Origin of the sequence: Vibrio sp. HI00D65, assembly GCF_001635455.1 — a bacterium.
Lineage (GTDB): Bacteria > Pseudomonadota > Gammaproteobacteria > Enterobacterales > Vibrionaceae > Vibrio.
On record NZ_LWEH01000001.1, the window covers coordinates 18,801 to 43,682 of the forward strand.

The 24,882-nt window shown below is 44.2% G+C and carries 20 protein-coding genes and 2 pseudogenes; 6 read left to right on the top strand and 16 right to left on the bottom strand.

The genetic code is table 11. The features are described from left to right. Nucleotides 1-150: 150 nt before the first annotated feature. Complete coding sequence (gene ompW, locus A3712_RS00105) at nt 151-792, bottom strand: outer membrane protein OmpW (RefSeq protein WP_063521746.1); 642 nt, start codon at nt 790-792, stop codon at nt 151-153. Nucleotides 793-1,189: 397 nt separating this feature from the next. Here ompW and glgC point away from each other — a divergent pair, with 397 nt between their 5' ends. Beyond that, nucleotides 1,190-2,410 (top strand): glucose-1-phosphate adenylyltransferase, encoded by a 1,221-nt coding sequence (gene glgC, locus A3712_RS00110; protein ID WP_063521747.1) that lies wholly within the window; start codon nt 1,190-1,192, stop codon nt 2,408-2,410. 108 nt (nt 2,411-2,518) lie between these two features. On the opposite strand, the pseudogene A3712_RS00115 reads toward glgC, so the two are convergent. Next, nucleotides 2,519-3,951: pseudogene (locus A3712_RS00115) on the bottom strand (YfcC family protein). 410 nt (nt 3,952-4,361) lie between these two features. Continuing rightward, nucleotides 4,362-4,945 (bottom strand): annotated as a pseudogene (locus A3712_RS00120) (hypothetical protein). Nucleotides 4,946-5,451: 506 nt separating this feature from the next. On the opposite strand from A3712_RS00120, the gene hpf reads away from it, so the two are divergent. Both hpf and A3712_RS26355 read left to right on the top strand, forming a co-directional pair. Next, nucleotides 5,452-5,808, top strand: coding sequence for a ribosome hibernation-promoting factor, HPF/YfiA family (gene hpf / locus A3712_RS00125; RefSeq protein ID WP_063521748.1), 357 nt, complete (start codon nt 5,452-5,454; stop codon nt 5,806-5,808). A gap of 220 nt (nt 5,809-6,028) precedes the next feature. Further along, a complete protein-coding gene (locus tag A3712_RS26355) occupies nt 6,029-6,184 on the top strand; it encodes a DUF3012 domain-containing protein (protein WP_008216583.1) in 156 nt (51 codons plus the stop codon). Between the two features lie 162 nt (nt 6,185-6,346). Here the strand turns inward: A3712_RS26355 and phnE (A3712_RS00130) are convergent, their stop codons facing one another. The 11 genes from phnE (A3712_RS00130) to A3712_RS00180 all read right to left on the bottom strand — a co-directional run bounded on the left by phnE (A3712_RS00130) (nt 6,347) and on the right by A3712_RS00180 (nt 19,203). Then, a complete protein-coding gene (gene phnE, locus A3712_RS00130) occupies nt 6,347-7,150 on the bottom strand; it encodes a phosphonate ABC transporter, permease protein PhnE (RefSeq protein ID WP_063521749.1) in 804 nt (267 codons plus the stop codon). Further along, nucleotides 7,150-7,962, bottom strand: coding sequence for a phosphonate ABC transporter, permease protein PhnE (gene phnE / locus A3712_RS00135; protein ID WP_063521750.1), 813 nt, complete (start codon nt 7,960-7,962; stop codon nt 7,150-7,152). Before phnE (A3712_RS00135) ends, phnE (A3712_RS00130) begins: the two co-directional genes overlap by 1 nt. After that, the gene (gene phnC, locus A3712_RS00140; protein ID WP_063521751.1) at nt 7,950-8,720 is read right to left on the bottom strand and encodes a phosphonate ABC transporter ATP-binding protein; all 771 of its coding nucleotides are present in this window, start codon (nt 8,718-8,720) and stop codon (nt 7,950-7,952) included. Before phnC ends, phnE (A3712_RS00135) begins: the two co-directional genes overlap by 13 nt. A 121-nt stretch (nt 8,721-8,841) precedes the next feature. Beyond that, nucleotides 8,842-9,882 (bottom strand): phosphate/phosphite/phosphonate ABC transporter substrate-binding protein, encoded by a 1,041-nt coding sequence (phnD, locus tag A3712_RS00145; RefSeq protein WP_063521752.1) that lies wholly within the window; start codon nt 9,880-9,882, stop codon nt 8,842-8,844. 255 nt (nt 9,883-10,137) lie between these two features. Continuing rightward, nucleotides 10,138-11,358 (bottom strand): glycerophosphodiester phosphodiesterase family protein, encoded by a 1,221-nt coding sequence (locus tag A3712_RS00150; RefSeq protein ID WP_063521753.1) that lies wholly within the window; start codon nt 11,356-11,358, stop codon nt 10,138-10,140. A 268-nt stretch (nt 11,359-11,626) separates the two neighbouring features. Beyond that, entirely contained in the window at nt 11,627-12,979 is a 1,353-nt protein-coding gene (locus tag A3712_RS00155; protein WP_063521754.1) for a sigma-54-dependent transcriptional regulator, read from the bottom strand. Then, nucleotides 12,976-14,949 (bottom strand): ATP-binding protein, encoded by a 1,974-nt coding sequence (locus tag A3712_RS00160; protein ID WP_063521755.1) that lies wholly within the window; start codon nt 14,947-14,949, stop codon nt 12,976-12,978. The genes A3712_RS00155 and A3712_RS00160 overlap by 4 nt, the downstream gene beginning before the upstream one ends. Nucleotides 14,950-15,248: 299 nt before the next feature. Beyond that, nucleotides 15,249-16,235 (bottom strand): N-acetyl-D-Glu racemase DgcA, encoded by a 987-nt coding sequence (gene dgcA, locus A3712_RS00165; protein ID WP_063521756.1) that lies wholly within the window; start codon nt 16,233-16,235, stop codon nt 15,249-15,251. Between the two features lie 56 nt (nt 16,236-16,291). Then, nucleotides 16,292-17,299 (bottom strand): N-acetyltransferase DgcN, encoded by a 1,008-nt coding sequence (gene dgcN, locus A3712_RS00170; RefSeq protein ID WP_063521757.1) that lies wholly within the window; start codon nt 17,297-17,299, stop codon nt 16,292-16,294. Nucleotides 17,300-17,449: 150 nt separating this feature from the next. After that, nucleotides 17,450-18,328 (bottom strand): LysR family transcriptional regulator, encoded by an 879-nt coding sequence (locus tag A3712_RS00175; RefSeq protein ID WP_063521758.1) that lies wholly within the window; start codon nt 18,326-18,328, stop codon nt 17,450-17,452. An 83-nt stretch (nt 18,329-18,411) separates the two neighbouring features. After that, nucleotides 18,412-19,203 (bottom strand): AraC family transcriptional regulator, encoded by a 792-nt coding sequence (locus tag A3712_RS00180; protein ID WP_063521759.1) that lies wholly within the window; start codon nt 19,201-19,203, stop codon nt 18,412-18,414. Between the two features lie 164 nt (nt 19,204-19,367). Here A3712_RS00180 and A3712_RS00185 point away from each other — a divergent pair, with 164 nt between their 5' ends. Beyond that, complete coding sequence (locus A3712_RS00185; protein WP_063521760.1) at nt 19,368-20,519, top strand: MFS transporter; 1,152 nt, start codon at nt 19,368-19,370, stop codon at nt 20,517-20,519. Nucleotides 20,520-20,739: 220 nt separating this feature from the next. On the opposite strand, the gene A3712_RS00190 is transcribed toward A3712_RS00185, so the two are convergent. Then, complete coding sequence (locus A3712_RS00190; protein ID WP_063521761.1) at nt 20,740-21,255, bottom strand: RNA methyltransferase; 516 nt, start codon at nt 21,253-21,255, stop codon at nt 20,740-20,742. A 288-nt stretch (nt 21,256-21,543) separates the two neighbouring features. Between A3712_RS00190 and A3712_RS00195 the strand changes: the two genes are divergently transcribed. Then, the gene (locus A3712_RS00195; RefSeq protein WP_063521762.1) at nt 21,544-23,205 is read left to right on the top strand and encodes a methyl-accepting chemotaxis protein; all 1,662 of its coding nucleotides are present in this window, start codon (nt 21,544-21,546) and stop codon (nt 23,203-23,205) included. 93 nt (nt 23,206-23,298) lie between these two features. On the opposite strand, the gene A3712_RS00200 is transcribed toward A3712_RS00195, so the two are convergent. After that, entirely contained in the window at nt 23,299-24,168 is an 870-nt protein-coding gene (locus A3712_RS00200; protein ID WP_004741146.1) for a LysR family transcriptional regulator, read from the bottom strand. 247 nt (nt 24,169-24,415) lie between these two features. On the opposite strand from A3712_RS00200, the gene A3712_RS00205 reads away from it, so the two are divergent. Further along, nucleotides 24,416-24,841, top strand: coding sequence for a DUF3010 family protein (locus tag A3712_RS00205; RefSeq protein WP_004741147.1), 426 nt, complete (start codon nt 24,416-24,418; stop codon nt 24,839-24,841). Nucleotides 24,842-24,882 lie beyond the last annotated feature (41 nt).

Sequence of the window (24,882 nt, forward strand, 5' to 3'; positions counted from 1 at the left end):
CAGCTATCTTTCTGTTTTGTTAATAACAGATGACGACAATAGGTCTACTTTACCCATAACAACAAGACGTTACAGTGACTAATCAATTAATAATAAAAAAGGCGCACAAGCAGGCTGGTGCTTGAGCGCCTGAGTAAATGGAATCGTAGGTTAGAAGTTGTAACCGCCACCGATCATGAATACCCATGGGTCGATATCAACGTCAGTTTTAAATGTATCTGTCGCAGTCTTGTATGTTGCCGTTGTTCCAATATCTGCGTACCAAACCGATGCATTTAGGAACCAGTCTTCATTGATCATGTAGTCCATGCCAACGTTTGCAGCTAGGCCCCAAGAGTCATCTAAAGACACATCTGTTAGACCAGCGTTTTTGCCGTTAGCATTCAAACCTTCATCAAAAAATACGGTGTAGTTAAGGCCAGCACCTACGTATGGACGGAAGTCACTGTTCGCCTCACCGAAGTAGTATTGAACCATGAACGTTGGTGGAAGGTGTTTAGTATCAGCAATTTTACCTAAACCGTTAACAGAAATGCTGTGAGAAAATGGGCTGGCTGCTAACACTTCAAAGCTGATGTTGTCAGTGAACATATAACCGAAAGTCAGACCAAGCTGAGTATCAGAATCAACTGAGAATCCTAAGTCAGGGTTATTGAGTACAGCGTCGCTGCTGTCGTTCGGAGATACTGTTGCTGCACCTGCACGGATGATGAAATCACCTTCTTTATGAGCAAGAACATTCGTTGACATAAGAGCCGCAGTAATCGCAATACCACATACTGTTTTTTTCATTATTATTTCCTTTGAGGGCTTCATTTTATTGGTGAATGAGTAATCATTTCTTATTTTGCGTGCAAGTTATCACAGAATAGCCCTACTTTATTGATGGAAATCAATTTGTGAAAAGATGCGACTATTTATGTAACTTTATATCGATCCGGTCACTTTATTCCTTCATTTTATTGACAGTTTTGTAACGTTCCCTCCATGCATTATTCTGTTTAACCCAACCTCATCGGCTCGTTTTAACTTGTCTGAATCAAAATAGAGCAAGCTAAGATTCTAAATGCATCAATTTGGTGCAACGAGATGGAAATCTTTATCCCCTCTTCTAATATTCAGTGGGTTACATTTGGCTTAGTGCTTGCAGGACCTTAAACATAATCATAAATACATTGAGGTTCTGACTATGCAAGACACTCTAACAATCATTCTAGCCGGCGGTGTTGGCTCTCGGCTTTCTCCTCTCACTGATAACCGCGCAAAGCCTGCGGTGCCTTTTGGTGGCAAATATCGAATCATCGATTTCACGCTCGCGAACTGCCTGCACTCCGGGCTTCGCCAAATACTGGTACTGACTCAGTACAAGTCTCACTCTTTGCAAAAACACTTACGTGATGGTTGGTCGGTGCTTAACCCCGAGCTCGGCGAATACATCACCAATGTGCCCCCGCAAATGCGCACAGGTGACAGCTGGTATAGCGGTACGGCCGATGCGATTTATCAAAACTTATATTTGCTGTCGCGTAGTGAAGCCAAACATGTAGTGGTCTTATCCGGCGACCATATCTATCGCATGGATTACGCCCCAATGCTCAAGCAACATAAGCAGAATAAAGCTGACTTAACGGTAGCCTGCATGGAGGTCTCGATAGACGAGGCCAAAGAGTTTGGAGTAATGGAGATCGACGAGTCTCATCAGATTAATAACTTTACCGAAAAGCCGCGTTACCCCGCGAGCGTACCCAGTAGGCCAACACGAAGTATGGCTTCTATGGGAATTTATATCTTCGATAAAGAGATACTGACACAGGTCTTATTAGCAGACGCAGAAGACCCAGATTCGAGACATGATTTTGGGAAAGACATCATTCCTAAGCTAGTCGAGAACAACAGTGTTTACGCCTATAAATTTGGCGACGAAGAGGGGCGCGTAACTCAGGATGCCTATTGGAGAGACGTGGGTACTATCGACTCTTATTACCAAGCGAACATGGATTTGTTAAAGCCAACTTCGCCAATCGATTTGTACCAACAGGATTGGGCAATTCGTACCTATGAACCGCAACTACCACCAGCTCGCACCATTGCTTCGGTAGAGGGAAATCAGGGGATATTCATTAACTCGATGATTGCTAATGGTGTCGTGATAGAGGGAGGCTCTGCACAAAACTCTATCTTCTTCCCGAAGGTAAAAGTGAGCAACGCGGCAATCGTGATTGATAGTATATTGTTTGAAGATGTTGAGATTGGACGAAATTGCCACATTCAAAACTGTATCATAGATAAAAATGTAAGAGTACCAGATGGAACCCAAATTGGTCTTGATAGCCTTGCTGACGCCAAGCGTTTCCACATTTCGAAACAAGGTGTCATCGTCGTACCCTCCTCTTATCAGTTTGAAGAGTGATGTTCTATCTCGGGTAACTTCACCTCAAACGAAAAAGGCAGCGATTTTGCTGCCTTTATGTTTGTTTGAATGATTTCAAGCAAAGCTCATCCGACTAAAGCCCGAGCCTTAGAATGGACCTAACTCTATCATTTGAGCAATCACGACTGAAATCAGAGCGCCTAACGACCAGAACAAAAATAATGGTAAGAAGAAACGAACCCACTTGCCATAAGGTATTTTGGCAATCGCCAGTACCGCCAGCAAGCCACCGTTGGTTGGATAAATGTAATTCGAGATACCGTCACCCAATTGAGACGCCAGCGCCGCAACTTGACGAGTCACTTCACCAATGTCTGCCAGTGGAATAATAATTGGCATGGTGATCACAGCTTGACCACTTCCCGACGGGATAAACAGGTTAATCGCCGCTTGTGAGAAGTAGATACCCGCCGCAGCAACAAGCTTAGAACTTCCTGAAATGATCTGCGCCAGATAGTAGATGATCGAGTCGACAATCTTCGCATCTTCCATAATGGTCAACACCGAACGCGCAAAGAAGATGATCAATACAGCGACCAATACATCGCTGACACCTTTGGTCCAATATTCACAAATCTTGTTTGGAGACAATCCCGCCACTAATCCCGGAATGATCGCCATTGCCACAAACGCACCTGCAATCTCCTTAAAGCCAAAGCCCATCGTCAAGGTACCGAAGATCATATACGTGAACACACCCAAGAACGCGATACCCGCTAGCTTCTCACGTAGAGTTAGAGCCTTCGCTTCAACATTTGATTCGTAATGGTAGCCAGTGCCATACAACAAGCCTTTGGTTGGATCTTGTTTTACTTTTCTTGCGTAATTCAACACATACCAAGCGCCAGTCAGCAGCATAAACATACTGACAATAAAGCGATACCACATGCCTGAATACAAAGGTAGTTCAGCAATAGTATGAGCAATACCCGTGAAAAATGGGTTCGCTAACGCCGCAGCAAAACCCGCACAACTTGCCAGTAGAACAACGCCTAACGCTGTTATCGCATCGTATCCAAGCTTGATACAGATCGGGGTCATCAACGAGATGAAAATAACATCCAATTCACGCATACCGGTGAAGGTCACGTTGAAGAAGATCGCCGTCATGATCACTGGCGCGATCACATACAAGCCTTGTTTCTTAAGCTTAGTGGTGAGCGCAACAACCGATGCGTCTAGCAGACCCATGTGTTTGATGATACCGAAAGCACCACCAACAAATACCACAACACCCATCACGCCAGAAGCGGATTTGAAGCCTTTAAAAAATGATTCGAAAAAAAAGAGGCTAATGTTGTTGGGTTGCTTGCTAATAGTGTATAGCTGTCTGGATCAATCACCGTGCGGCCATTCATAACCACTCGTTCAAACTCGCCAGCAGGGATAAAGTAGGTTGCGATTGCTGCAACGATTACCATGATGACCAAAGAAAGAAATGGATGATTTACTTCTTTCTCTGTTGAAGCTGTATTACCAGCCTGAGATGTAGGTACGGATGTAGATACCGGAGACGTCATATAGACTCCTTACTTGTCAGCAACCAAGTAATACTTGGTGCCAGGGGGATTTTTGGAAAAACGAAACCCTTCACGCAGAACGTAGTTCTACGCTAACTAGGCTGTTTCTAAAAGGCCTTTGATAGATGGTGCTCTCAAATGTACATAGTGAAGTAGTGAGAACTACTCTCTTTGCGTCCGAGCAAAATGCAGATGTTCAACCAAGTCAGGCCAAACTGAATGAGGTCATTACAAGCAGATAAACGGAAAATTCTGCTTTAGTAATGCGTTTTTTATCAAAAACAAAGACAAGCGGCGCATTCTAGCACAACGAGCGGTAAAATGTCATAAAAGTGTGAGTTAAGTCATGTTTTGGTGGCAATACAAAAAGCGCCCTGCAAACCAGAGCGCTTTTCGGAAATGGAATCAAACTACTTAGGCGCTAGCTCGTAGTTCTCTTGTATCTCATGAGGGGCAATCCCGTACTCATAATCTGCTAAGTAACCGTCCTTATAAACCTTCATCCCTTTTTCATCCCAACTCACTTTTATTACGGCTGTTTTGCCATCTTCGGTGCCCATTAGCTCAAGCATTTCAGCGTCAATCGTAATGGCCTTGATGGTTTTAATACGCTTAAACGGCTTGAACTCAGTGATCTACGTTGGCAGTGAACCATAGCTACTGATCCACGTCTCTTTTGCAACCAACCATTGGTTGAAAACATCATCAACAATCGCCTTAGGCATGCTTGCAATAACCACATCATCCGTCATCACGTTGTTAGTTTCTAAACTGTAACCACCCTTTCCGTCAGAAACGTAGGTTGGAAATCAGTGCCTATTTCAGATTCAGCAGGCAAGCGCCCCAGAGTCACTGACTTTTAAACGTACAGGTCTGCAGTTTCAAATTGCTGCATGATCTCTGGAACTTTCTGAAACTCAACAGGCGCAGCAAAAGCATTTAAAGCGAAAGAAAGTGAAGCTGCAACAGCAGCCAATTTAACAGGCATTTTCATGGTAACGAATCCAAATTTAACGAAGATGTTATGGCATCCCGTACTAACAGATAGCCCAGTAAACTACCACAGCCCTTATTTGTAATTGTGATATGGAGTGACGAATTCATCAGTGGTTAGTGCGTTACTCAGAACTTTCGGAGCTTTAAACAAATTTCAATATGGAATGGGCAGTTGAGTGTCTATAAATTAAAGTCTAGTGGTAACTTATTTATCAAAAACGAAAGAAGTTGGCTAAGTGACAAGTTCGGAATTATAAAACCGATGAAGAGATATTCACTAGAGTGGCGCTCATAATTAGAGCAAATCATCAAAGATGGAGTATTTTTTAACATGTATCGAAAACACGAAACATAATATGCGCTCAGTTATTCGGACTTTCAAGGGAGTAAGTAGAGATTATTTGATAACACTGAAGTCAATCACACATGTGTACTTTCTCTATTGGTTAATCTAACCGATGTTTGCTACGTTTAAATGACACAGTCATTGGAAAGGTATGATTTATGAAAATAAACGTTCAAACACATCACGTATCAATTAACGACGACTCACGTAAAGACATCGAAGGTAAATTCGAAAAGATATCTAACCATTTTCCATCACTGATCAGCTGCGACATCATCATTACCAAAGAACATGGTCAACATCAGGTTGAAGTGTTCACCAACTACGAAGGTGTACGTGTAACAGCAAAGGCGACAGATGACGTTATGTACCCAGCTGTTTCGTCAGCAATCAAAAAGCTAGAAGCAGGCCTGAGCAACCGTAAGGGACAATTGAAAGCAGATCTACACGAGAAGCCAACAAGTACCAAGCCAGAAATCGCTTCGGACATCATCCAAGAGATGAAGCTGGTGTAACTCCTCAAGTAGTCAAAGTTTATCGATAAAAAACTTATTAAGAATTTCAAAGCCAGCACATGTTGCTGGCTTTTTCGATCTTGAGAGTCAGCAAGTCACTCTCGTTACCAAATCACTTTTCCAGCTCAGTCCATAATTCCAGCCCCTGATAGCTATGACAATCATCAGTGGTCTTTGGTAAAGTACCCCTAGATTACCTACACCAAACGGAATATTTGTTATGAAGAAAGTCGCGTTGATCCTTTTCCTAGCCACTCAATTAATGGCTTGTACAGAAGTTGGCAGTGAAGCTTGGTGTGAAGATATGAAGGAGAAGCCAAAAGGCGACTGGACAGCGAACGAAGCAGGTGACTTTGCTAAACACTGCATTTTCTAAGCGCCAACTCTCCGCTAAATGCAGTAAAAACTGCATAAAAAAACGACCGCTAGGTAGACCGAGTACCTAGGGTCGTTTGAGCTTTAAAATGCTAGATAGACAAGCTCTCAACTTTCACACGAATCACATGTCATAAGAAATATAGTGAACACAACACATCGGTTAGATTAGTTTGTTGCGGATGTGGATAACCACAGCTTCTGCAACGATAACCACCGCAAAAATACTCACTAATACCATCGATACTTTTTGCCATTCAAAAAGGTTTTGCGCATCGTTAAGCACCACGCCAATACCGCCGGCGCCCACCAAACCCAATACCGCGGATTCACGAACGTTGATATCCCAACGGAATAACACGATTGAGTAGAACGCTGGCATCACTTGTGGCCAATACCCTTTCAACAAGATACTCATCCATGAAGCACCCGTTGCGCGTAAAGCTTCAATAGGCCCCATGTCCACTTCGGCAATAGCTTCCGCTAACAGCTTCCCTACAAAGCCGATACTGCGAATTGCAATTGCCATAATACCGGCGAGAACACCGGGGCCAAACAGTGCGATAAATAGTAATGCCCATACCAGTGAGTTCACCGATCGTGAAGACACAAGGAAAAATTGAGCAAACCAGTTCAACGCTTTATTGGGAGTAATGTTTGGTGCATTTAACAGCGCCAAAGGAATCGCGAACACCAAAGTAAACAGCGTACCCAAGGTCGCGATGTGCAGCGTTTCAATCATCGCGGCATGGATCGTTTGTGGGTAAAAAGCGTAATCCATTGGCACCATACGCTGAAACATATCAGCGAACTGAGCAGGCGCGTCATAAAGAAATTCAGGAATCACTTCCACCGTCTGCCAAGACCAAACAATGGCACACACTAGGCTAAGGTAGACGGCGAATCGAGCCACACGTTCATTAGGTGTAAAACGCTGCCACTCTCTATCGATAGATGCAGTTGTCATTAGAAGATTCTCCTAACAATGTTGGAAAGGAATTCACCGACAAGAATCAGTGCGATAATGGTGAGCAAGATAGCGGCAACGAAGTCGTAGTCGAAACGTTGGAATGCAGAGAAAAGTGTGCCGCCAAGGCCGCCCGCCCCCACGATACCCACCATAGTCGAGTTACGCAGATTAGAATCCAACTGATAGCTTGCAAAGCCAATAAATCGCGTGAAAACCTGCGGCATCACGGCATACAGAATGACACTAACAAAGCTAGCGCCTGTCGCTCTAATTGCTTCAACCGGTTTAAAAGAGATCTCTTCAATCGCTTCAGCGAAAAGCTTAGCGATGAAGCCTATCGACGCAAACACCAAGGTCAAGATGCCAGCTAGCGCCCCAAAGCCCACCGCTTTTACAAATAAGATGGCGATGATCACTGGATGAAAAGAGCGACATAAAGCGATAAAAGCACGGACCGGTGTTGAAACGATCGCTGGCATCATATTTCTTGCAGCAAGTAGACCAAGAAATAATGAAATCACAATGCCAAAGAAGCTCGAAATAATCGCTATCTGCAAGCTCTCTGCTAGACCACTCAATAGCAAACTAGTACGCGAAAAGTCAGGCGGGAACATTCGAGATAGTAATCGTTCACTTTCACTAAAGCCGACGATCAAACGATCAAACGTCAGCCCCAGTGTCGAAAAGCTATAGAACAAATAAACGATAACACCAGCGATGATCGCACGGTTCGTCCACGACGCTTTAAACGGGTTTTCACGGTTAGCTTGCGAAAGACTTGGCGACGAACTTGGGTTTAATCCAGCCATGACTCCCCCCCATAGATGATTTTCAGATCCTCCTCTGAAATGCCTTCTGGGCTGCCATCGTAATGTACCTTGCCATTACACATCCCAATGATACGCTTGGCATAACGCTTGGCTAAGTTCACATCGTGGATATTCACCAACACCGGGATGTTTTTCTGTTCGGCAAAAGTTTCCATCAACTCCATGATCTCAACCGCGGTTTTCGGGTCAAGTGATGAAGTAGGTTCATCAGCAAGAAGAATATAAGGGTCTTGCATTACTGCACGAGCAATACCAACACGCTGCCTTTGGCCGCCAGATAAGCTGTCGGCACGTTGGTTTGCAAAATCTTGCAGGCCAACAAATTCCAGTAACTCAAACGCTTTTGCTAAGTCTTGTGCTGAGTAGTTACGGCGCCACGCATTCCAAGCGGTCATGTAACCTAAACGCCCACTCAACACGTTTTCGATAACCGTTAAACGCTCTACCAAGTTGTACTCTTGAAAGACCATTCCGATATGACGGCGCTGTTTACGAAGTGCTTGGCCTTTTAGTTGAGTCAGGTCGGCACCATCAAAAATGATCTCCCCTTGACTAGGGTTGTTAAGACGGTTAATACAACGTAGAAGCGTACTTTTACCCGTACCTGACGGTCCGATAATCGCGATGATACCAGGTTCGTCTATATCAATATTAATGCCTTTAAGGATTGGCTTGCCTGCCACATATTCATGAAATAGGTTGTTGATCTTTATTCCGTCATAGCTTGCTACGGCCATACTGCATTTCCTTGTGCGAATTTTAGAATGATCTATGCCCTACCCGCGAGGGCATAGATATTGATACCAATCGTAGTAAATAACTGGTTTTGGTTGAGATAAGTGTTCTTCGAACTGTGGGTTAGCCGTTGTTTGCTTGTTTCGCTAACTCAGTGGCTTTTTTCTTTGCGCGTTTAGCAGCGTCTTTTTCAGCCAGTTTTTTCAAACCTGCTTTGGTGTAAGCCGTGCCTGTCGCATGAGCTATATCACGAATTACGCCCCACTCTTCCTTATAGCTAATTGGCGAGAAACGGTCGGCCCCTTTGAATGATGCACTCATCTCTGGTGTGAATCGGTAACTAAAGAAAGCTTCGTTGATCTTCTCAACTAACTCTGGTTTTAGGTTGTATGCGTAACCGAAAGCAGATGTTGGGAAACGTGGGCTACGGTAGATGATCTTAAGCTCAGAATCATCAACACGGCCTGCTGCCACCATGCGATCATACACGTCAGATGCCACAGGTGCTGCATCATAGTCTCCGTTATAAACACCTAAGATAGATTGGTCATGCTTACCTGAGTACAGTACTTTGTAGTCTTCATCTGGCACTAAGCCTTTTGCTGGGAATAACGCTCTAGGAGCTAGGTTGCCAGAGTTTGATGATGCAGAAGTGTGTGCAACCTTTTTGCCTTTCAAATCAGCCATGGTGTTGATACCGCTATCTTTACGCACAATGGTGATCAAATTGTAGCCTTGGAAACCAGACTCATCGCCTTTTACTGCAATTGGAACGTAACCCGCGAGGTTAACCGCGTAGCCAGTTGGACCCGTAGAGAAACCAGCTACGTGCAAACGACCAGAACGCATCGCTTCTACTTGTGCAGAGTTCGAGTGCACCGTGTAGTAAATCACTCGCTTACCTGTAATTTTACTTAGGTGAGCTTGGAAGTCGGCAAACGCGTCTTTGTATAGCGCAGGGTCTTCTACTGGTGTATAGGTGAACACAAGCGTACTTGGGTCATTCCACTCATCTGGATTTTTTGGTGAATCTGCCACCAAATCTTGGTTTTCATCACAGTATCGATCGTCTAACACACCACGGCTAGAGCAGTCGCTTGCCATAGCCATTGAAGGAAGTAGTAATGAGCTAGCGATTAACAGTCCTTTAACACTGATTTTCATATTCAAACCTTACTTTTACTTATTGTTGAAAGTCGCCTTCACTATTGCAGCCTTTGTGCCAAATTTTTACTTATTTAAATTCAACAACTTAACAAGATATTCAAATTCAACAATCTATTTTGAGTCATTCATGTCCAGCCCAAAAGCTTACATTTGGGTCATTTATGTCCCATCAATTTTAACGGTAAAAAAAGAGCCCGAAGGCTCTTTGGTTCACTACTTCTTCTCTTATTATTCTTCAATAATCCAGATAACTTAGGCGTCGCTGTCCATGCAGTTTGCGTAGTAAGTTACCGTTGCAGGCCAGTCACTAAATACACCCATCACACCTACATCTTGTGCCAACACGTCGAGCATTTTCATCATGTCGCCATCATTGTTGATGCCATCTTTCACGCTCTTATAGTACCAACCGCCGCCTTGCGCTAGTGGGCCTGAACGTTCCAGAGTCCATGCGATAATCTCGAGGTCTGCGCCTTTAGCGAGCTTAGCGTAATTAGACGCAACCAGTTCGTTATTCTCATTTAGATCAACCAGAGCAAACAGAGGTGGCGCAATAATGTTGACACCTGCATCTTGCAGCTCTTTCATGTTCTCAACAGACGCAACAAAGTCCGCTTGCTTGTAAACACGGTCATCAAGATAAACGGCTTGTTTTCCGAATTTTGGTGCTGCTTTGATCCAGTACTTCACATCATCTAGGTTGAACGATTGCATGTAAGTCTCTGAAGGTGCAAAGCCCGCTTCTTTTAATTCATCCACTAGCTTTTGCGCGTACATCTCTTGGCTGAAGCCATTGAAAGGCATCTCAACCGCTGCCGATTTCAATTCAGGAGTCACTTTTACACCGTGGTCTTTAAAAAGCGCCGCACTTTCTGCGTGTGTCATCAGCGTCCCACTCTGGCTGTAAAGATCCGTTCTCCAACCTGGAGTACCGTTCATATACTCTTCGACAGTGGTTGCTTTCGGGTTCGCCCCATCCATTTTACCTTTTAACGTCTTAAACTCTGCTAGCGTGAAATCGGAAGTACGACACTCAACCTGAGCATCTTCACCTGTCGCAGGGTTCGCAGGTTTAAATGGAACTGAACACTTCTTGGCAAGCTCTGGGTGAGCCAACACATCGGTTGTGGTGTGCAGGTCACTTTGAGAATGCCGACACACCAATTCCTTATCTTTAGTAAAGGTTACATCACACTCTACGACACCAGCTCCCATCTGAATCGCCGCTAAGTAAGATTCTTTGGTGTGCTCGGGAAACTGCATTGCAGCTCCGCGATGCCCAATAGAAAAATCGCTGCGATGAAAAGGCCCTTCGCTACAACTGAGCAGCTTGGTTTTCAAAGGGCTCTCGTCCATATTGTTGACTATAAAGAGGGGACGAGGTCCTAGGTTTGCTGACTCTGTCGCCGCCCATGCTGTCATTGAGCTAACGCCGAGTATCAGAGCAATCGAACCTTTCAGTATTTGCTTCATGTTTGTATCTCCTTGCAACAAGCAATTATGTTTCTAATTTCCTTAATCCGGTCATTTCTATTTTCCTGAGGTGACCTCATGTGGGCTGATGCCACAATGTTGGGATTGCACGCTTTGTGCCAAATGTTAAAACTCTTTTATTACAATCACTTGAAACAGTTAATCATTCCACTAATTGATTAATGGGTCATTGTTGTCTGTGCTTTTTCTTCCGCTTGGTCTTTTGGTTTAAGTTTGCTCTTTGCTCCTCAAGAACCAAGTTAATGAATTAGGCTTTAAAGCTCTCTTTATCCAACTGGTGTTTCTTCATTTTTCGATAAAGCGTTTTTCGTGGTAGGTTCAGCTTACTTGAGACCTCATTGATATTTCCCGCGCTCTCTATCAAGGCTTCGGTTAATACGTTTCTCTCGTACTGCTCCATCTGCTTTTCAAAGGCGAAATCTTCCCCAGTCGATTCACAAATTGGCGATTGTAGATCAAAGCCATCGCCGACAATACCGAGTATAAACCGGTCGGCAACATTACGTAACTCACGCACGTTTCCAGGCCATTCATGTCGGCACAACTGCTGTATCTGTTCGGGATAAATCGTCGATGGACGCGTCTTGTACTTGTGGCTCGCTTGTATCACAAAATGGCGGAACAACACCTGAATGTCCTCTTTGCGTTGGCGCAGTGCCGGAAGGTTTAAACTCGCAATATTTAGACGATAGAAGAGGTCGGCTCTGAATTCACCAGATTCACTGAGGCCTGCGAGGTCAGCTTTACTCGCGGCAACCACCACAATATCGACAGGTATCAATTCATTACCGCCAACACGCTCGATCACCCGCTCTTGAATTACGCGTAGCAACTTAATCTGCACTGCAATCGGCATGCTTTCAATTTCATCGAGGAAAAGAGTGCCGCCATTGGCTTGTTCTATTTTTCCGATGCGTTTCTTATTGGCACTGGTAAACGAGCCTGCTTCATGACCAAACAGCTCACTCTCAATAATGCTCTCTGTCATGCCACCACAGTTTATTGCGACAAACGGCTTTGCCTTACGACGACTAAAATGATGTAAGGCGCGAGCAATCACCTCTTTGCCCGTTCCAGTCTCGCCGTTAATGATGGTGTCGACGCCAGTATGAGAGAGCGCAAGCACTTGCTTACGTATGGTGTCCATCGCTTTGGATTGGCCGATAACCACAGATTCAATCGGTAGTTCTGTATCCTGCTCGCCGTGTAACGTTGCAGGGTTGTTATGGTGACACTGTGCCAACGCCAAGTCGAGCTTTTCTACCAACTCACTGGTATTGAGGGGTTTTTCCACAAAGTCGAACGCACCCAACTTCATCGCCTCTATCGCCATAGGAATATCTCCATGCCCGCTCATCATTAATACCGGAACATTGGCTGCGCGATGTTGGATTGAGCTCAGCAACGTAAGCCCGTCGACTTGTGGCATTCGCACATCACACAGCACCACCGACTGACTATTTGCTTTCAGGGACTTTAGACCAAGGTTTGGGTCGGTAAAGCTCGTGACACGAAAACCCTCGAGCTCCAACATTTCGCTCACGGCTTCAACAACGTCTGTTTCATCGTCTATAAGAACTATGTGTTTTTCTGAAGTCATGCGCTTATGCCTTTTGGTAGAGTGACGATAAAGGTGGTGCCTTGGTGTTCAACCGATTCGACGTGAATCGAGCCACCAAAGTCTTTAATTATGTTGTATGCGATAGACAAACCGAGCCCGAGCCCTTTGCCAGTTGTCTTGCGGGTATAAAATGGATCAAACAGGTAAGGAATATCTTCTTCGTGGATCCCTAATCCATTGTCTTTAACTGATACCTGAATGGTGTTCAGATGCTCTTGAGTGGAGATGTTGAGCTGAGGTAGATCTCTATGTTCAACGGCATCCAAAGCATTGCTGATCAAATTCACCAACACCTGTTCTAAACGAATGCTGTTGGCTCGCACCAATTGGCCACTTTGTGGCGAATACTGAATTGACACCATACTCTGCCGCGTTTCAAAGAGATCGATCGCATCACCAATCACCTTATCTAATTCGACGTTATCTATTTTGCCATCGCTCTTGCGCGAGAATGCCTTCAAGTGACGTGTAATCGCAGCCACCTTATCTAGTAAGATCTCGATCTTTTTCAGGTTCTCTTCTGCTCTGTCTGGCCTCTCTTGTCCTAACCACAGTTGCGCGCTTCGAACGTGACTGTTCACCGCCGTTAATGGTTGGTTTATCTCGTGAGTAATACCAACACTTAACTGCCCCAATGCAGCCAGTTTTCCAGCTTGGATGAGCTCATCCTGAGTAACACGCAGCTTGGCCTCGGCTAAGGTGCGCTCTTCCACCTCAGCCTCCAATTTGCGGTTAGTTTGCTTGACGACTTTGGCCGTAGTTTGAAAGACCTTTAGGTACTTGGCCATTTGCGTCACTTCATCTTTGCCACGAATGGCCACTTCAGTATCTAAATGACCAGTCGAAATCGCGAACATGTTGTCTTTAAGCTGCAATAGCCTTTCTAAAATACTCTTGCGCACATAGAACCATGAGATAGCCGCAGCAGCTAACACACTAAAAAGAGAAAGAAAAAGTGATAAACGTTGGTTGGATTGCAAAGAGTGTTGAGCCTGCTGAATCGACTGATCAATATTGCGGTTCACTTGACTAGTGTTCCGTTCGATTTGTACCGTTAACTGATTCAAATGTTCACGGCTGTTTTGTAAGAAATACTGCTCCTGATAGAGATGATCAAGCGCTTTGTTTTTAAGCCCGTACAAGCTGCTATCACTTGAAGCTAGGTTGTAAATTACGGCGAGCTGATGGTCCAGTTCTGGAAAGGCACTTCTTAAATCGCCACTTACCCAAAGCTGCCACCACTCTTGTCCAACTTGCTCGAGTCGTAAGCTAGTGTAATCCAGCTCATTAAAACTGGAATCGTTATACAGTTTTTCTACCAAGCCTAATTGGTAGTACAGCAGGGACTTTAATTGCGTGAATTGAACCTGCTCTTTGGCTGATTCAGGCAAGCTATCGAGTGAATCACTGGCTTGCTGCAATAGCGGGTAAAAGCCTTCGAGTAGATTCCGAAGTTCTTGGTTGAACTGTTCAGATTCAATCTCACTTTGGTACAACAGACTGAGGCTATTGTTAACTTGAGCGATAAGAACTTTAAAATAGGAGTGATAATCCGGAAATTGCACCATAACGCTATTCATGACTGAAATAGCGCCTTCAATTTTTAGCATCGCTTGTTTACGCTCTAAATTTGATTCCGCGTCACTGAGTTGAGATGAGGTTGTGATAATGACACGCACCATGTCATTTAAGCGAGCTGCGTTATCTAAAGCGGGGATTTCACTCTCTTTTAGCTCAACAAGGCGTTGATTTAGGTTATCAAAGGTGAAACTGGAGACTACCGAGAGGAAGATGGTGGTCATCGATAACATGGCTAACGCCAACACCAAACGCAGCTCTATGCCTTTCCAGCCAACCCACTTACGACGAGGAATCTTGATCGGAAATGGACGTTCAAAACGGTCCTTGTTATCTATCACCTCTGAGACACGACTACTCACTCGCCCCACCTTCTCCTTATCAAATCACCAACATTAAAGGCCAATGATTCAATCAGTTAGGAGGTTAGCCCGACTTAAAGCCATTTCAATAGCTTTAGTGAAACTATGAAAACAAGAGTAATCATTAACATTTCACATAAAACACTATAACAATTATTTTATAAACCCTAGACTGTCTGTTTTGAGAGAGAAGAAAGTGACGTCACCGACAAAAACGTGATTACTCTATCAATACAGAAAAGCGCATAGGCTTTCATCTATGCGAGTTCATCAGTATCACGTCAATTTAATGTTTGAGACTCAACGAGTTAAAGAATGATCATTCCATCTCGATAAGTCAGTGCTGGCGGCACGTCTTGACCAAGTAATACAGGTCCATCAAGATCGACAATGTCAGATTGCGCAGCGATTGGCAACGCTGAACGCATTGCCAATGAAGTGCCAAGCATACACCCCGACATAAGAGTAAAACCAAGCCTTTGCGCTTCTTCGGCAAGTGCTAACGCTTCAGTCAGACCACCGGTTTTATCAAGCTTGATGTTAACCATTTCATACTTGCCCAATAGCGACGAAAGCTGCGACGTGGTGTGGCAACTTTCATCAGCGCACAATGGGATTGGATGCTTGATGTGTGCTAGCGAGGCATCATGCTTTTGCGGCAGAGGCTGTTCTATCATCGCGATATCAAACTCAGCCAATTGATTAAACAGCTCCTCGAGACTCAGCCCTGTCCATGCTTCATTGGCATCAAGTACAATTTTGACTCCAGGCGCTGCACCTCGGACTGCACTCACACGCTCTACCACTTGCTCGCCATCTAGCTTCACTTTTAAGAGTTTTGCACCATTAGCCACATAATCACGAGCTTGTGTTGCCATCGCTTCTGGTGTGCCAATCGAGACCGTCATTGCCGTAACTATTTGAGTAGGTAACTCAAACATACTATTTGGGAACATCTGCTCGTTTTGCTTCGCTTCAAAATCCCAAAGCGCACAATCGACAGCATTACGAGCAGCTCCTCCAGTCAATAAAGACTGAAGATAATCTCTTAATTCAACTGGCTCAGTCATACCACGTTCAAAGGCCTTTTCAAGAGAGCTCGAGGCTTGTTGAATTTGCGCCAAGACAGATTCGGATGACTCACCATAACGTGGGTAAGGAGTACACTCGCCTTGCGCTTGTTTACCGTTGTGCTCAATGTAAACGCGAACAACATGGCACTCTGTTCTGCTGCCTCGAGATATGCGAAAAGGCGTTTGCATCGCGATAGTAATTGGTTCTGATGTAATCTTCATAATTTCACTCGGTTGATGTACGCTTTAACAAATGGATCGTAGAAATGATGAAATCGTTAAAGTGAACGTCGCAAATGATCAGTAATAGGTTGTACACCAAATCGCACTGGATCCGTCACTGGCACTTGATAGGTCTCGGTCCATTCTTGGCACAATGTTTCAGCCTCTTCAATTCTAATCGCCGATGTATTCAGGCATATACCCACTAGCTTCACGTCTGGATTTGTTAATCGTGCGGCTTGTATATTTGCATCAATAGTTTGCTCTATTGTCGGCAATTTGGCATGCGGCAGATTGAGAATATGTGGTCGCCCTACTTCATGACATAGCAATAAAGCATCAGCTTGCGCACCATGTAATAAACCCAAACTCACTCCTGCAAAAGAGGGATTGAACAAAGAGCCCTGCCCTTCAATGATGTCCCATTCGTAGTCAGTAAAATCTGGGCTAATCGCTTCAACCGCACCAGAGATAAAATCTGCCACCACTGCATCAATCGAAATACCGCAGCCTTCAATCAAGATGCCAGTTTGCCCTGTCGCTTTGAATTGAGCAGATATTCCCACTTCTTTAAGCGATTTTTCTATCGCCAATGCAGAAAACATCTTGCCTACCGAGCAATCGGTTCCGACAGTGAGCAGGCGCTTCCCTTGGCGAGGCTTGCCATTACCTACATTTAGAACACCATCAAAATGGCGCACATCATGAAGCTTAGTCAATCCTCGCTGCTGCATGTCAGCAAGCGGTGAAAATCCACTCAAGCGCTGGTGCATGCCCGATGCAATCTCAAATCCCATTTCTGCAGCTGCCAGTATGGTTGGTTGCCATGACTCAGGGATCACGCCACCCGGATTGGCTGTACCAATAACAAGCGTTTTCGCTCCCTGCGCTTGTGCCTCTTGCAAGGTCATATCCGTCAAACCAAGAGAAACTGTCTCTGCTGTTAAACGTAATTGACCGAGGCAGATTTCAGGGCGCCATTGTTGAATACCACGAGCGGTTTTTGCAGCCAATAGGTCTGCAACATCCCCAAGAAAAAGAAGGTAAGGTTGAGCAATAGACATGAGCATTCCTAGTTAATAAGTCCTTGTATAGATTTACTTTAATTAAGAAATTAAGCCCTGCCGAATACCAATTCATAGCGCACCTATAACATGATGTTATAGGCTGTAAACTGAGCGAAAAATATGGTGATAAATAAAGTTATTCGTTCCCTAACAAGAACCCTTCAGTACTGCAATGAACTGCTTGGTAACAATCGACTGCGGCGTGTGCTCGGCATACAAAGTCGATACTGAGAATGGAATCTCTGGCTGCAATGACAACACACAAACAGCATCCTCATTTTGGTACTGTTCTGCCGTCCACGGATCGACAATCGCAAAACCTGCTTGATGCTTAACCAGCTCCGCCGCAGCGCTGTATCCGCGTACCGATATCGGATGGTGGTAATGCTCATCGCGTGCAATCAAGCTTTGATGAAGCAGCAAACCCAGTGGATCACGACTATCGAGCCCGATGATTGGCAACGGATAATTGATTAAGTCATCAAGGGTTAAGTCTGCTGGTAGATGCTCAACAGTGTTAAATGGAACCAGAACCTGAAGGGATTTGGTTAATAGCGTTTCTGACAATATCGCAGGCGGTGCTTCATCTCCAAATACGATAGCAATATCGAGTTCATGCTTTAACAACCCTGAACACAATTCGTCGCGATTGGCAGTCAGTAATTCAAAAGAGAGCTCTTGCTCGCGAGACATTTGGGCGATCACTAGTGTTAGTAATTTAGTTGCCAATATTGGTGGTGCACCAATACGTAAATGCTGATGGCCTTGCTTGACTTTGTTAGTTAAAGAACGGAATTGCCCCAGTTGTTGGTAGACCTTCTCCGCTTCTGGCAACAAAGTTTTCGCTTCAACTGTTGGCACCAGTCTGCCTTTAACACGCTCAAATAAGCCAAACCCAAGCTGTTGCTCGGTATGCGCTAGAATACGTGTCACGTTTGGCTGAGATACATGCAAACTACGTGCAGCTCCAGATACGGTTCCGGTCTGCATAATGGCGTAAAAGACTTCCAGTTGTCTTAGGTTCAAATCGGTGTCCTTGTAATTGGCGAGCTCAATTAAACCATTAGACTAACACACACATTGCTATTAGAGGCTGACATAAACGAAGGTTACATAGCCTCCGCGTTGGATGTGTTGGTCATGTAATTCATTGGTGTCATGCCTGTTTTCTGACGAAAGAAATGAATAAATGCACTGTCACTGGAGAACTCCAACCTATCGGCGACATCCGATATGCGCATGCCACTCGACAGCAATTCAATCGCCCCCAACAAGCGCCACTGCTGACGCCAACTTTGATATGGCATACCGGTTTCTTTATTAAAGATCCTAGTGATCGTCTTTTCACTCGCTCCTACAATCTGACTCAAGTATGCCAATGACGGTGCCATGAATTCTTTGTTATCGATATCTGATAGCCAAAATTTGAGACGATGATCTTGAGGTAACGGCAACGACAAGTACACCTCTTGCGAGTCGTTCAACTCTTCGATGAACAAATTCAACGTATTAATTTGCTCATTATTCGGCTTATCAAATGCCCAAAATGCCATTCGTTCAATCAAGACTCTCATCAACGCCGTGATATCAAAAATCATCACACCTCTAGGCAAGCGCTCTGACAAGGATGGATCAAAGTACAGTGAGCGATATTGGGTAATGTTGGTCATCTGAGCATCGTGTTGGACGCCTTTCGGGATCCATGCAGCCCTCATTGGGGGCAAGACATACTTCACATCTTCCAATGTGATTGTCATGCATCCGTGCTTCGAAAACAGTAATTGGTCTTTTTCATGAAAATGTATGCCGGAAACGTGATTAGAAACCTCAGCAGCAACACCAACGACTAACCCGTTATGGTCATCTGCACAAAAGTCATCTTGTTCTGAAATCAATGCCATTGAGCAACCCGTCCTCATTTCGATATTTTATGTGCTAATCTCATTATAAGACATTAGCATATAATGCCTATAATAGTACCTGTTCTGTTATCCCCCCTGATTAAAAGGTTCAGGAAATAACTAAATCATTACTATGTTAATTAGAGGTATTTGAAAACAAAAAAATGAACAAGATTATTGGAAAAATTTCGATCCCATTGGCGGTTGTGTTGCTAATGTTTCCACAAATAGTAGAAACCATGTATAGCCCAGCTCTGACTTCTGTAAAAAACCACTTTGGGGTTAGCGGTAGTGAAGCGGCACAAGCGATGTCTATATTCTTTATTGCTTTTGCGTTCGGAGTCGTATTCTGGGGTCGCATGTGTGATGTTATAGGGAGACGAGTTTCAACCTTACTGGGTTTGACCGTCTTTATCATTGCAGCGCTGTTTACCATGTTAGCACCGACTTTTACTTTGATGCTCACAGGGTTTGGCTGCTGTGCCTTTGGTGCTGCTGTTGGTTCTGTTTGCACCCAAACTATTATTCGTGATGGCTACCAAGGTAAAGAACTCAGCCACGTATTCTCGATTGTGGGTACCTCTATCGGTATAAGCCCTGTTGTTGGGATGCTAGCCGGTAGTTGGTTGACATCTGTGGGTGGCTATAAATGGGTATTCATGGCTATGGTGATACTTGTGGCTGCCTTACTGGTGTGGTCATTAAGTAAACTGCCAGAAACAAAGCCAACCAATACAAAACGAGACAGCCTAATTTCTGTTGCTTTAAAAATGCTAACTGATGCACACATCTGGTACGTAACCCTAATGGTTGGTCTATTTAATATAGCGCTATTCTCGTACTACAGTATCGCACCATTCATGTTTGAACATTTAGGTGCAAGTGTGAACTTTTTTGGTAACACCGGTTTTGTCCTTGCGATGGGTTCAGTATTAGGATCTGTTATTAATATGAAGCTTATTCGCATGCATTTAAGCCATGACAAAATTGTAGCGTTTGCGTCTTGCCTATTACTGATTGCTGGCATTGGTGTATTTATCATGCAGGAATCTGTTTGGTTCTTCATCCCAATGGTATTTGTATCATTATCATTCGGGCTTGCATTACCGAATTTGCTTAGTGGTGCTTTGACTAAGTATCACGACCACCTAGGCAGTGCCGGAGCTCTATTAGGCCTGTTCTATTACTTGATTATTGGCTTTGGCTTACACAGAGCAGCCGAGTTCGCCGACTTAGCATTGACGCTTTTGGCTTGCGCTGTTGCCGCCATTGTATTGGTTATCATGCACTCTCTGCATCAGATGAAACGTCAATAGCCTTAACCCTTAAAATAAAAAACCACCTTGTTAGGTGGTTTTTTATTACTGAAATACATTAACTAATATAAAGGTAACTAAAATGACAATGTTAATTTATGCCGCGTTATCTATTGCGAGCATCTTCTTTATATTTGCCATCGTCAAATATATTTTAAATCTGTTTACCTTCGATTTTAGCGATATTGAATTTTAAAAACATCTAACAACGAGCGTCAGATTAGCACTTCTCCTTGATAACCAAGTGGTTGCGGTTATCGCGGCTTTTCTTAATCAGCTCGTTACTCTCGTCCATTTCATCTGACTTAGCAAGGCGGTCATAAAGTAGCACATTCACGGTTGCAGCCAAGTTCATGCACCCAACCGTTGGAACGTAAACCACGTGATCAGCTCGATCGGCCACGTCTTGAGCAATAGAACCGTCTTCTGGGCCAAAAATGTAAATCGCGTTTTCTGGGTGTTTAAAACGTGGCAGTGGCGTAGCACCTTCCGCAAGTTCCACACAAACGATTTTGGTTTCAGGGTCAAGGTTATCTAAAAACGACTCAACGCCCGTCAACGGAATAGTACGCGTAGCACTCTTGGTATCAGTGTGAAATTTAGCGGCTTTTTCGTAGCGTTGCCCTGTGTATTTAACTTCGTCGACCTGATAACAACCAGCCGCACGCATGACAGCACCCACGTTTGTCGGGCTTTTAGGGTTAGTTAAACCAATAGTCACATGGCTTTTGTTCATGAATCTTTCTCACTTAGCGAATAGAAATAGTAGGGTGCTACAAAGCGCCGCATTCTAACAAAGCAACGTAGAATTCAAAAGCATCGAAACAAAAGGCCCGAACAAAAAGGACTTTTTCACCATCTAGCCTGATTGGAACAAATGTCACAACAAACATCTAACAGCCATCATATTTATAAAACAAAATCGCTCTGGGGTAACAATTCATCAATAAGCTCATTTACAAATAGCAACTGCATTCATATTGTGTTTTTAAAGTTGCACAAGACGATCAAACAGGAAGTAGACATGACCCTAACCATCAAAAAACGTCTTTATATTCTCTCTTTCATTCCTCTGCTACTGATGGCCATCGGAATGATGAGCGTAACATATATGAAGAGTGCAGCGCTGACCGCGCAACAAGTCGAATCCACACGCAGCAAAATGATGGCCATGAAAGAAAAGGAACTTAAAGCTTATCTACAAATGGCCCAGTCTTCTATCAGCCCGCTCTTAGAACGAGGTGCAACTTTAGAAGATGGCTTGCCAACCTTAAGAACACTAGAGTATGGCGAGTCGGGCTATATCTTTGGTTACGACTCTAAAGGAGTGAGAATATTCGCAGGGCAAAATACCGATGGTATTGGAAAAAATTATTATGACTTGCAAGATAAAAAAGGCCATTACCTGATTCGTGATCTTATTAAGAACTCAAAGCTTGGCAAATTCACTACCTACTATTTTCCAAAACTTGGCCAGTCGGAAGCACTACCAAAACTCAGCTACTCAATATTTATTCCGCAATGGGACTTAATGCTTGGTACTGGCTTTTACACAGACGACATTGATGCAGTCATCGCCGAGATGAAAGAGAGTTCAAACGTTGCACTACAAAGCTCACTCACCGCGATTACACTTTTTTGTGGTTTGATCGCTCTATTGGTTACTCTATTTGCCATTGCTGTAAACCGTACTATTATGAAGCCCATAGAACAGTTCGATCTGTCAATTAAGGCTTTCGCAACTGGTGAAGCCGACTTAACAGCTCGAATGGAAACATTCAAAGTACCGGAATTCGCGAAGCTTAGCGAGAACTTCAATGCTTTTGTTACTAACCTGCAAACCATTATTCGCAGTGTAAGCGAGGTAGGTCAACAAGTTGTGTCTGAAACATCCAGCATGTCTTCTCGCGCAGCTCAAGTTGATGAACTCGCGACAGGGCAACGGGAAGAAACTGAACAAGTCGCTACCGCTATGACAGAGATGACAACAACGGCTCAGGAGATATCAAGCAACGCTAGCCAAGCCGCGGATTCAGCGAAGCTTGCAGAGGGCAATGCCAAAGAAGCTCAGCAAATCGTAAACGCGGCGGCTGATTCAGTAGCTGTTTTAGCCAGTGAGGTGTCGGAAGCTAACGCTGTCGTGTCTCGTTTAGAAGACGATGTTCAGAACATCTCCTCTTCGTTAGCTGTCATTCAAGACATTGCCGAGCAAACCAATCTATTGGCACTGAATGCTGCAATTGAAGCCGCTCGAGCAGGTGAACAAGGCCGAGGGTTTGCAGTAGTCGCCGATGAGGTTCGTAAGCTGGCGAGCCGAACTCAGGAGAGTACAGGTGACATACATGAAATGATTGAGCAGCTAAAAGCCGCTTCAGATGCCGCAGTGAAAGCGATGGATTCAAGTCAGAATAGAAGTACTCAAACCGTCGAAGAGGCGAACGCTGCCGCAACTGCACTGGCGAAGATCCAAGAATCGATCGATACCATCATGGATATGAACTCGCTTATTGCGACAGCAACCGAACAGCAAAACATTGTCGGCCAAGAGATATCTCAACGTATTGTCGTCATATCAGACCAAAGCTCTCAATCGGCATCGCTAGCCAACCAAAACCGCGCTGGTAGCCAAAACCTCAATAACCGCGCGAATGAACTTTACCACTTGGTCGACCGTTTCACGGTCTGATGTGAAGCGTTCAATAAAAATAACCTTAACAAAAGAGCTTTAGAGTTTAGTTTCTTCAGCTCTTTTTTACGTCTATGAACAGACTGTTCAAAACTAATCTAATTGTTCAGAAAGGAAGTCCACCAGTAGACGTACCTTTGAAGACAGATTACGATTTTGAGGATAAAGCGCCCAAATACCTTCTTTATCGTCTCGATAATCAGAAAGCACCTCAACTAACTCTCCAGAGTCTAGATCTTCACTCACATAATATTCTGGTAACTGTACCAAACCTATGCTTTGCTTTGCTGCTTCTAACAAAGCCAAACCACTATTGCACTTAATACGCCCATTAACACGCACCGAGCGAGGACGACCATTTTCTTTAAAGCGCCAATGCTCAAAACCACCAACCAAACATTGATGATTGCTCAATTCGGAGATTGTGTGAGGCTCACCGTAACGTTCGATATAGTCAGGGCTTGCACATACGTAGAGCTGTCGTTGCGAAAGCCTCTTCGCCACAAGACTTGAATCTTCTAATCGACCCAGGCGAATCGCAACATCCACGCCAGAGTCGATCAAGTCAAGCTTTTGGTTAGTCAGCATTAGCTCTAACTCAACTTGAGGGTGAAGCTTTAAAAACTGATGGAGTAATGGTGCAAGCTGGCGCTCGCCATAAGTCACAGGAGCTGTCACCTTCAGTAATCCTTTCGGTGTCGATTGCATTTGAGTAACTGCTAACTCCGCAATTTCTAATCCCTCGACTAACAATTTACATTGCTGATAATATAGCTGCCCGGCTTCAGTTAATGAAACCTTTCGAGTCGTTCGGTTAAGCAGTTTCACCGCGAGACGCTCCTCGAGGTTTGCTACTCTGCGACTAATTTGAGCGACCGATGTAGCAAGCTTCTGCGCTGCACCAGTAAAGCTTTCACGCTCTGCAACTGCAACAAACTCACTAACTCCTTCCCAATTGGCCATGCCTTTACCTTGTGCTGAACTACGGATACCAATGCAGTGTATTGAAGTTACCGATCTCTGTCACCTTAATCAGCAGACTTTACCCATAAATATCAGTTACCTTTGGCTATCGGACTTTTTCAAGCAGCTTTGTTTTGAGTTCAAATATCGACTAATTTAGAATTATTTGTGACGAATCCTCTCAAATAGTGGAGAAGTATCAGAAATAACACCATAATATACTGCTCTAAAATAAGTAGGTAAGAACATGAAAATTTGTGGTGTTGAAATCAAAGGTAACGATGCAGTCATCTGTCTTCTTTCTCTGTCAGATGGTGTATTTAACATCCCTGATTGCCGAGTTTCTAAGGTTTCTATCAGTGACGCTAACGACACACAGAATATGAAAGACTTTCAATTCTCTTTTGCAAAGTTAATGGAAGATTACCAAGTAGAAAAAGTAGTGATTCGCCAACGCCAAACTAAAGGTAAATTTGCTGGCGGTGGCTTCGGCTTCAAGCTAGAGGCTGCGATCCAACTGATCGACGGCCTAAACGTTGAAGTTGTTTCTCCGGCAGACATCAAAGAGAGCCTAAAGCGCAACCCTCTAATGATGAAGTTCAAAGAGACGGGTCTTAAGCAGTACCAAGAAGCACCGTTTACAACGGCTTACGCTTGCTTGATGAAGCGATAATCCAAAGCCGCTAGAAAGTTATTGATAGAGAAAGAGCCTGA

Coding starts and splice junctions, on each gene's coding strand:
- phnC (WP_063521751.1), bottom strand. CDS start 8,720: ATGGCCGTAGCAAGCTATGACGGAATAAAGATCAACAACCTATTTCAT.
- ompW (WP_063521746.1), bottom strand. CDS start 792: ATGAAAAAAACAGTATGTGGTATTGCGATTACTGCGGCTCTTATGTCA.
- glgC (WP_063521747.1), top strand. CDS start 1,190: ATGCAAGACACTCTAACAATCATTCTAGCCGGCGGTGTTGGCTCTCGG.
- A3712_RS26355 (WP_008216583.1), top strand. CDS start 6,029: ATGAAGAAAGTCGCGTTGATCCTTTTCCTAGCCACTCAATTAATGGCT.
- dgcN (WP_063521757.1), bottom strand. CDS start 17,299: ATGTCTATTGCTCAACCTTACCTTCTTTTTCTTGGGGATGTTGCAGAC.
- phnE (WP_063521749.1), bottom strand. CDS start 7,150: ATGACAACTGCATCTATCGATAGAGAGTGGCAGCGTTTTACACCTAAT.
- phnD (WP_063521752.1), bottom strand. CDS start 9,882: ATGAAAATCAGTGTTAAAGGACTGTTAATCGCTAGCTCATTACTACTT.
- A3712_RS00155 (WP_063521754.1), bottom strand. CDS start 12,979: ATGACTTCAGAAAAACACATAGTTCTTATAGACGATGAAACAGACGTT.
- A3712_RS00190 (WP_063521761.1), bottom strand. CDS start 21,255: ATGAACAAAAGCCATGTGACTATTGGTTTAACTAACCCTAAAAGCCCG.
- A3712_RS00150 (WP_063521753.1), bottom strand. CDS start 11,358: ATGAAGCAAATACTGAAAGGTTCGATTGCTCTGATACTCGGCGTTAGC.
- A3712_RS00205 (WP_004741147.1), top strand. CDS start 24,416: ATGAAAATTTGTGGTGTTGAAATCAAAGGTAACGATGCAGTCATCTGT.
- A3712_RS00200 (WP_004741146.1), bottom strand. CDS start 24,168: ATGGCCAATTGGGAAGGAGTTAGTGAGTTTGTTGCAGTTGCAGAGCGT.
- hpf (WP_063521748.1), top strand. CDS start 5,452: ATGAAAATAAACGTTCAAACACATCACGTATCAATTAACGACGACTCA.
- phnE (WP_063521750.1), bottom strand. CDS start 7,962: ATGGCTGGATTAAACCCAAGTTCGTCGCCAAGTCTTTCGCAAGCTAAC.
- A3712_RS00195 (WP_063521762.1), top strand. CDS start 21,544: ATGACCCTAACCATCAAAAAACGTCTTTATATTCTCTCTTTCATTCCT.
- A3712_RS00185 (WP_063521760.1), top strand. CDS start 19,368: ATGAACAAGATTATTGGAAAAATTTCGATCCCATTGGCGGTTGTGTTG.
- A3712_RS00180 (WP_063521759.1), bottom strand. CDS start 19,203: ATGGCATTGATTTCAGAACAAGATGACTTTTGTGCAGATGACCATAAC.
- dgcA (WP_063521756.1), bottom strand. CDS start 16,235: ATGAAGATTACATCAGAACCAATTACTATCGCGATGCAAACGCCTTTT.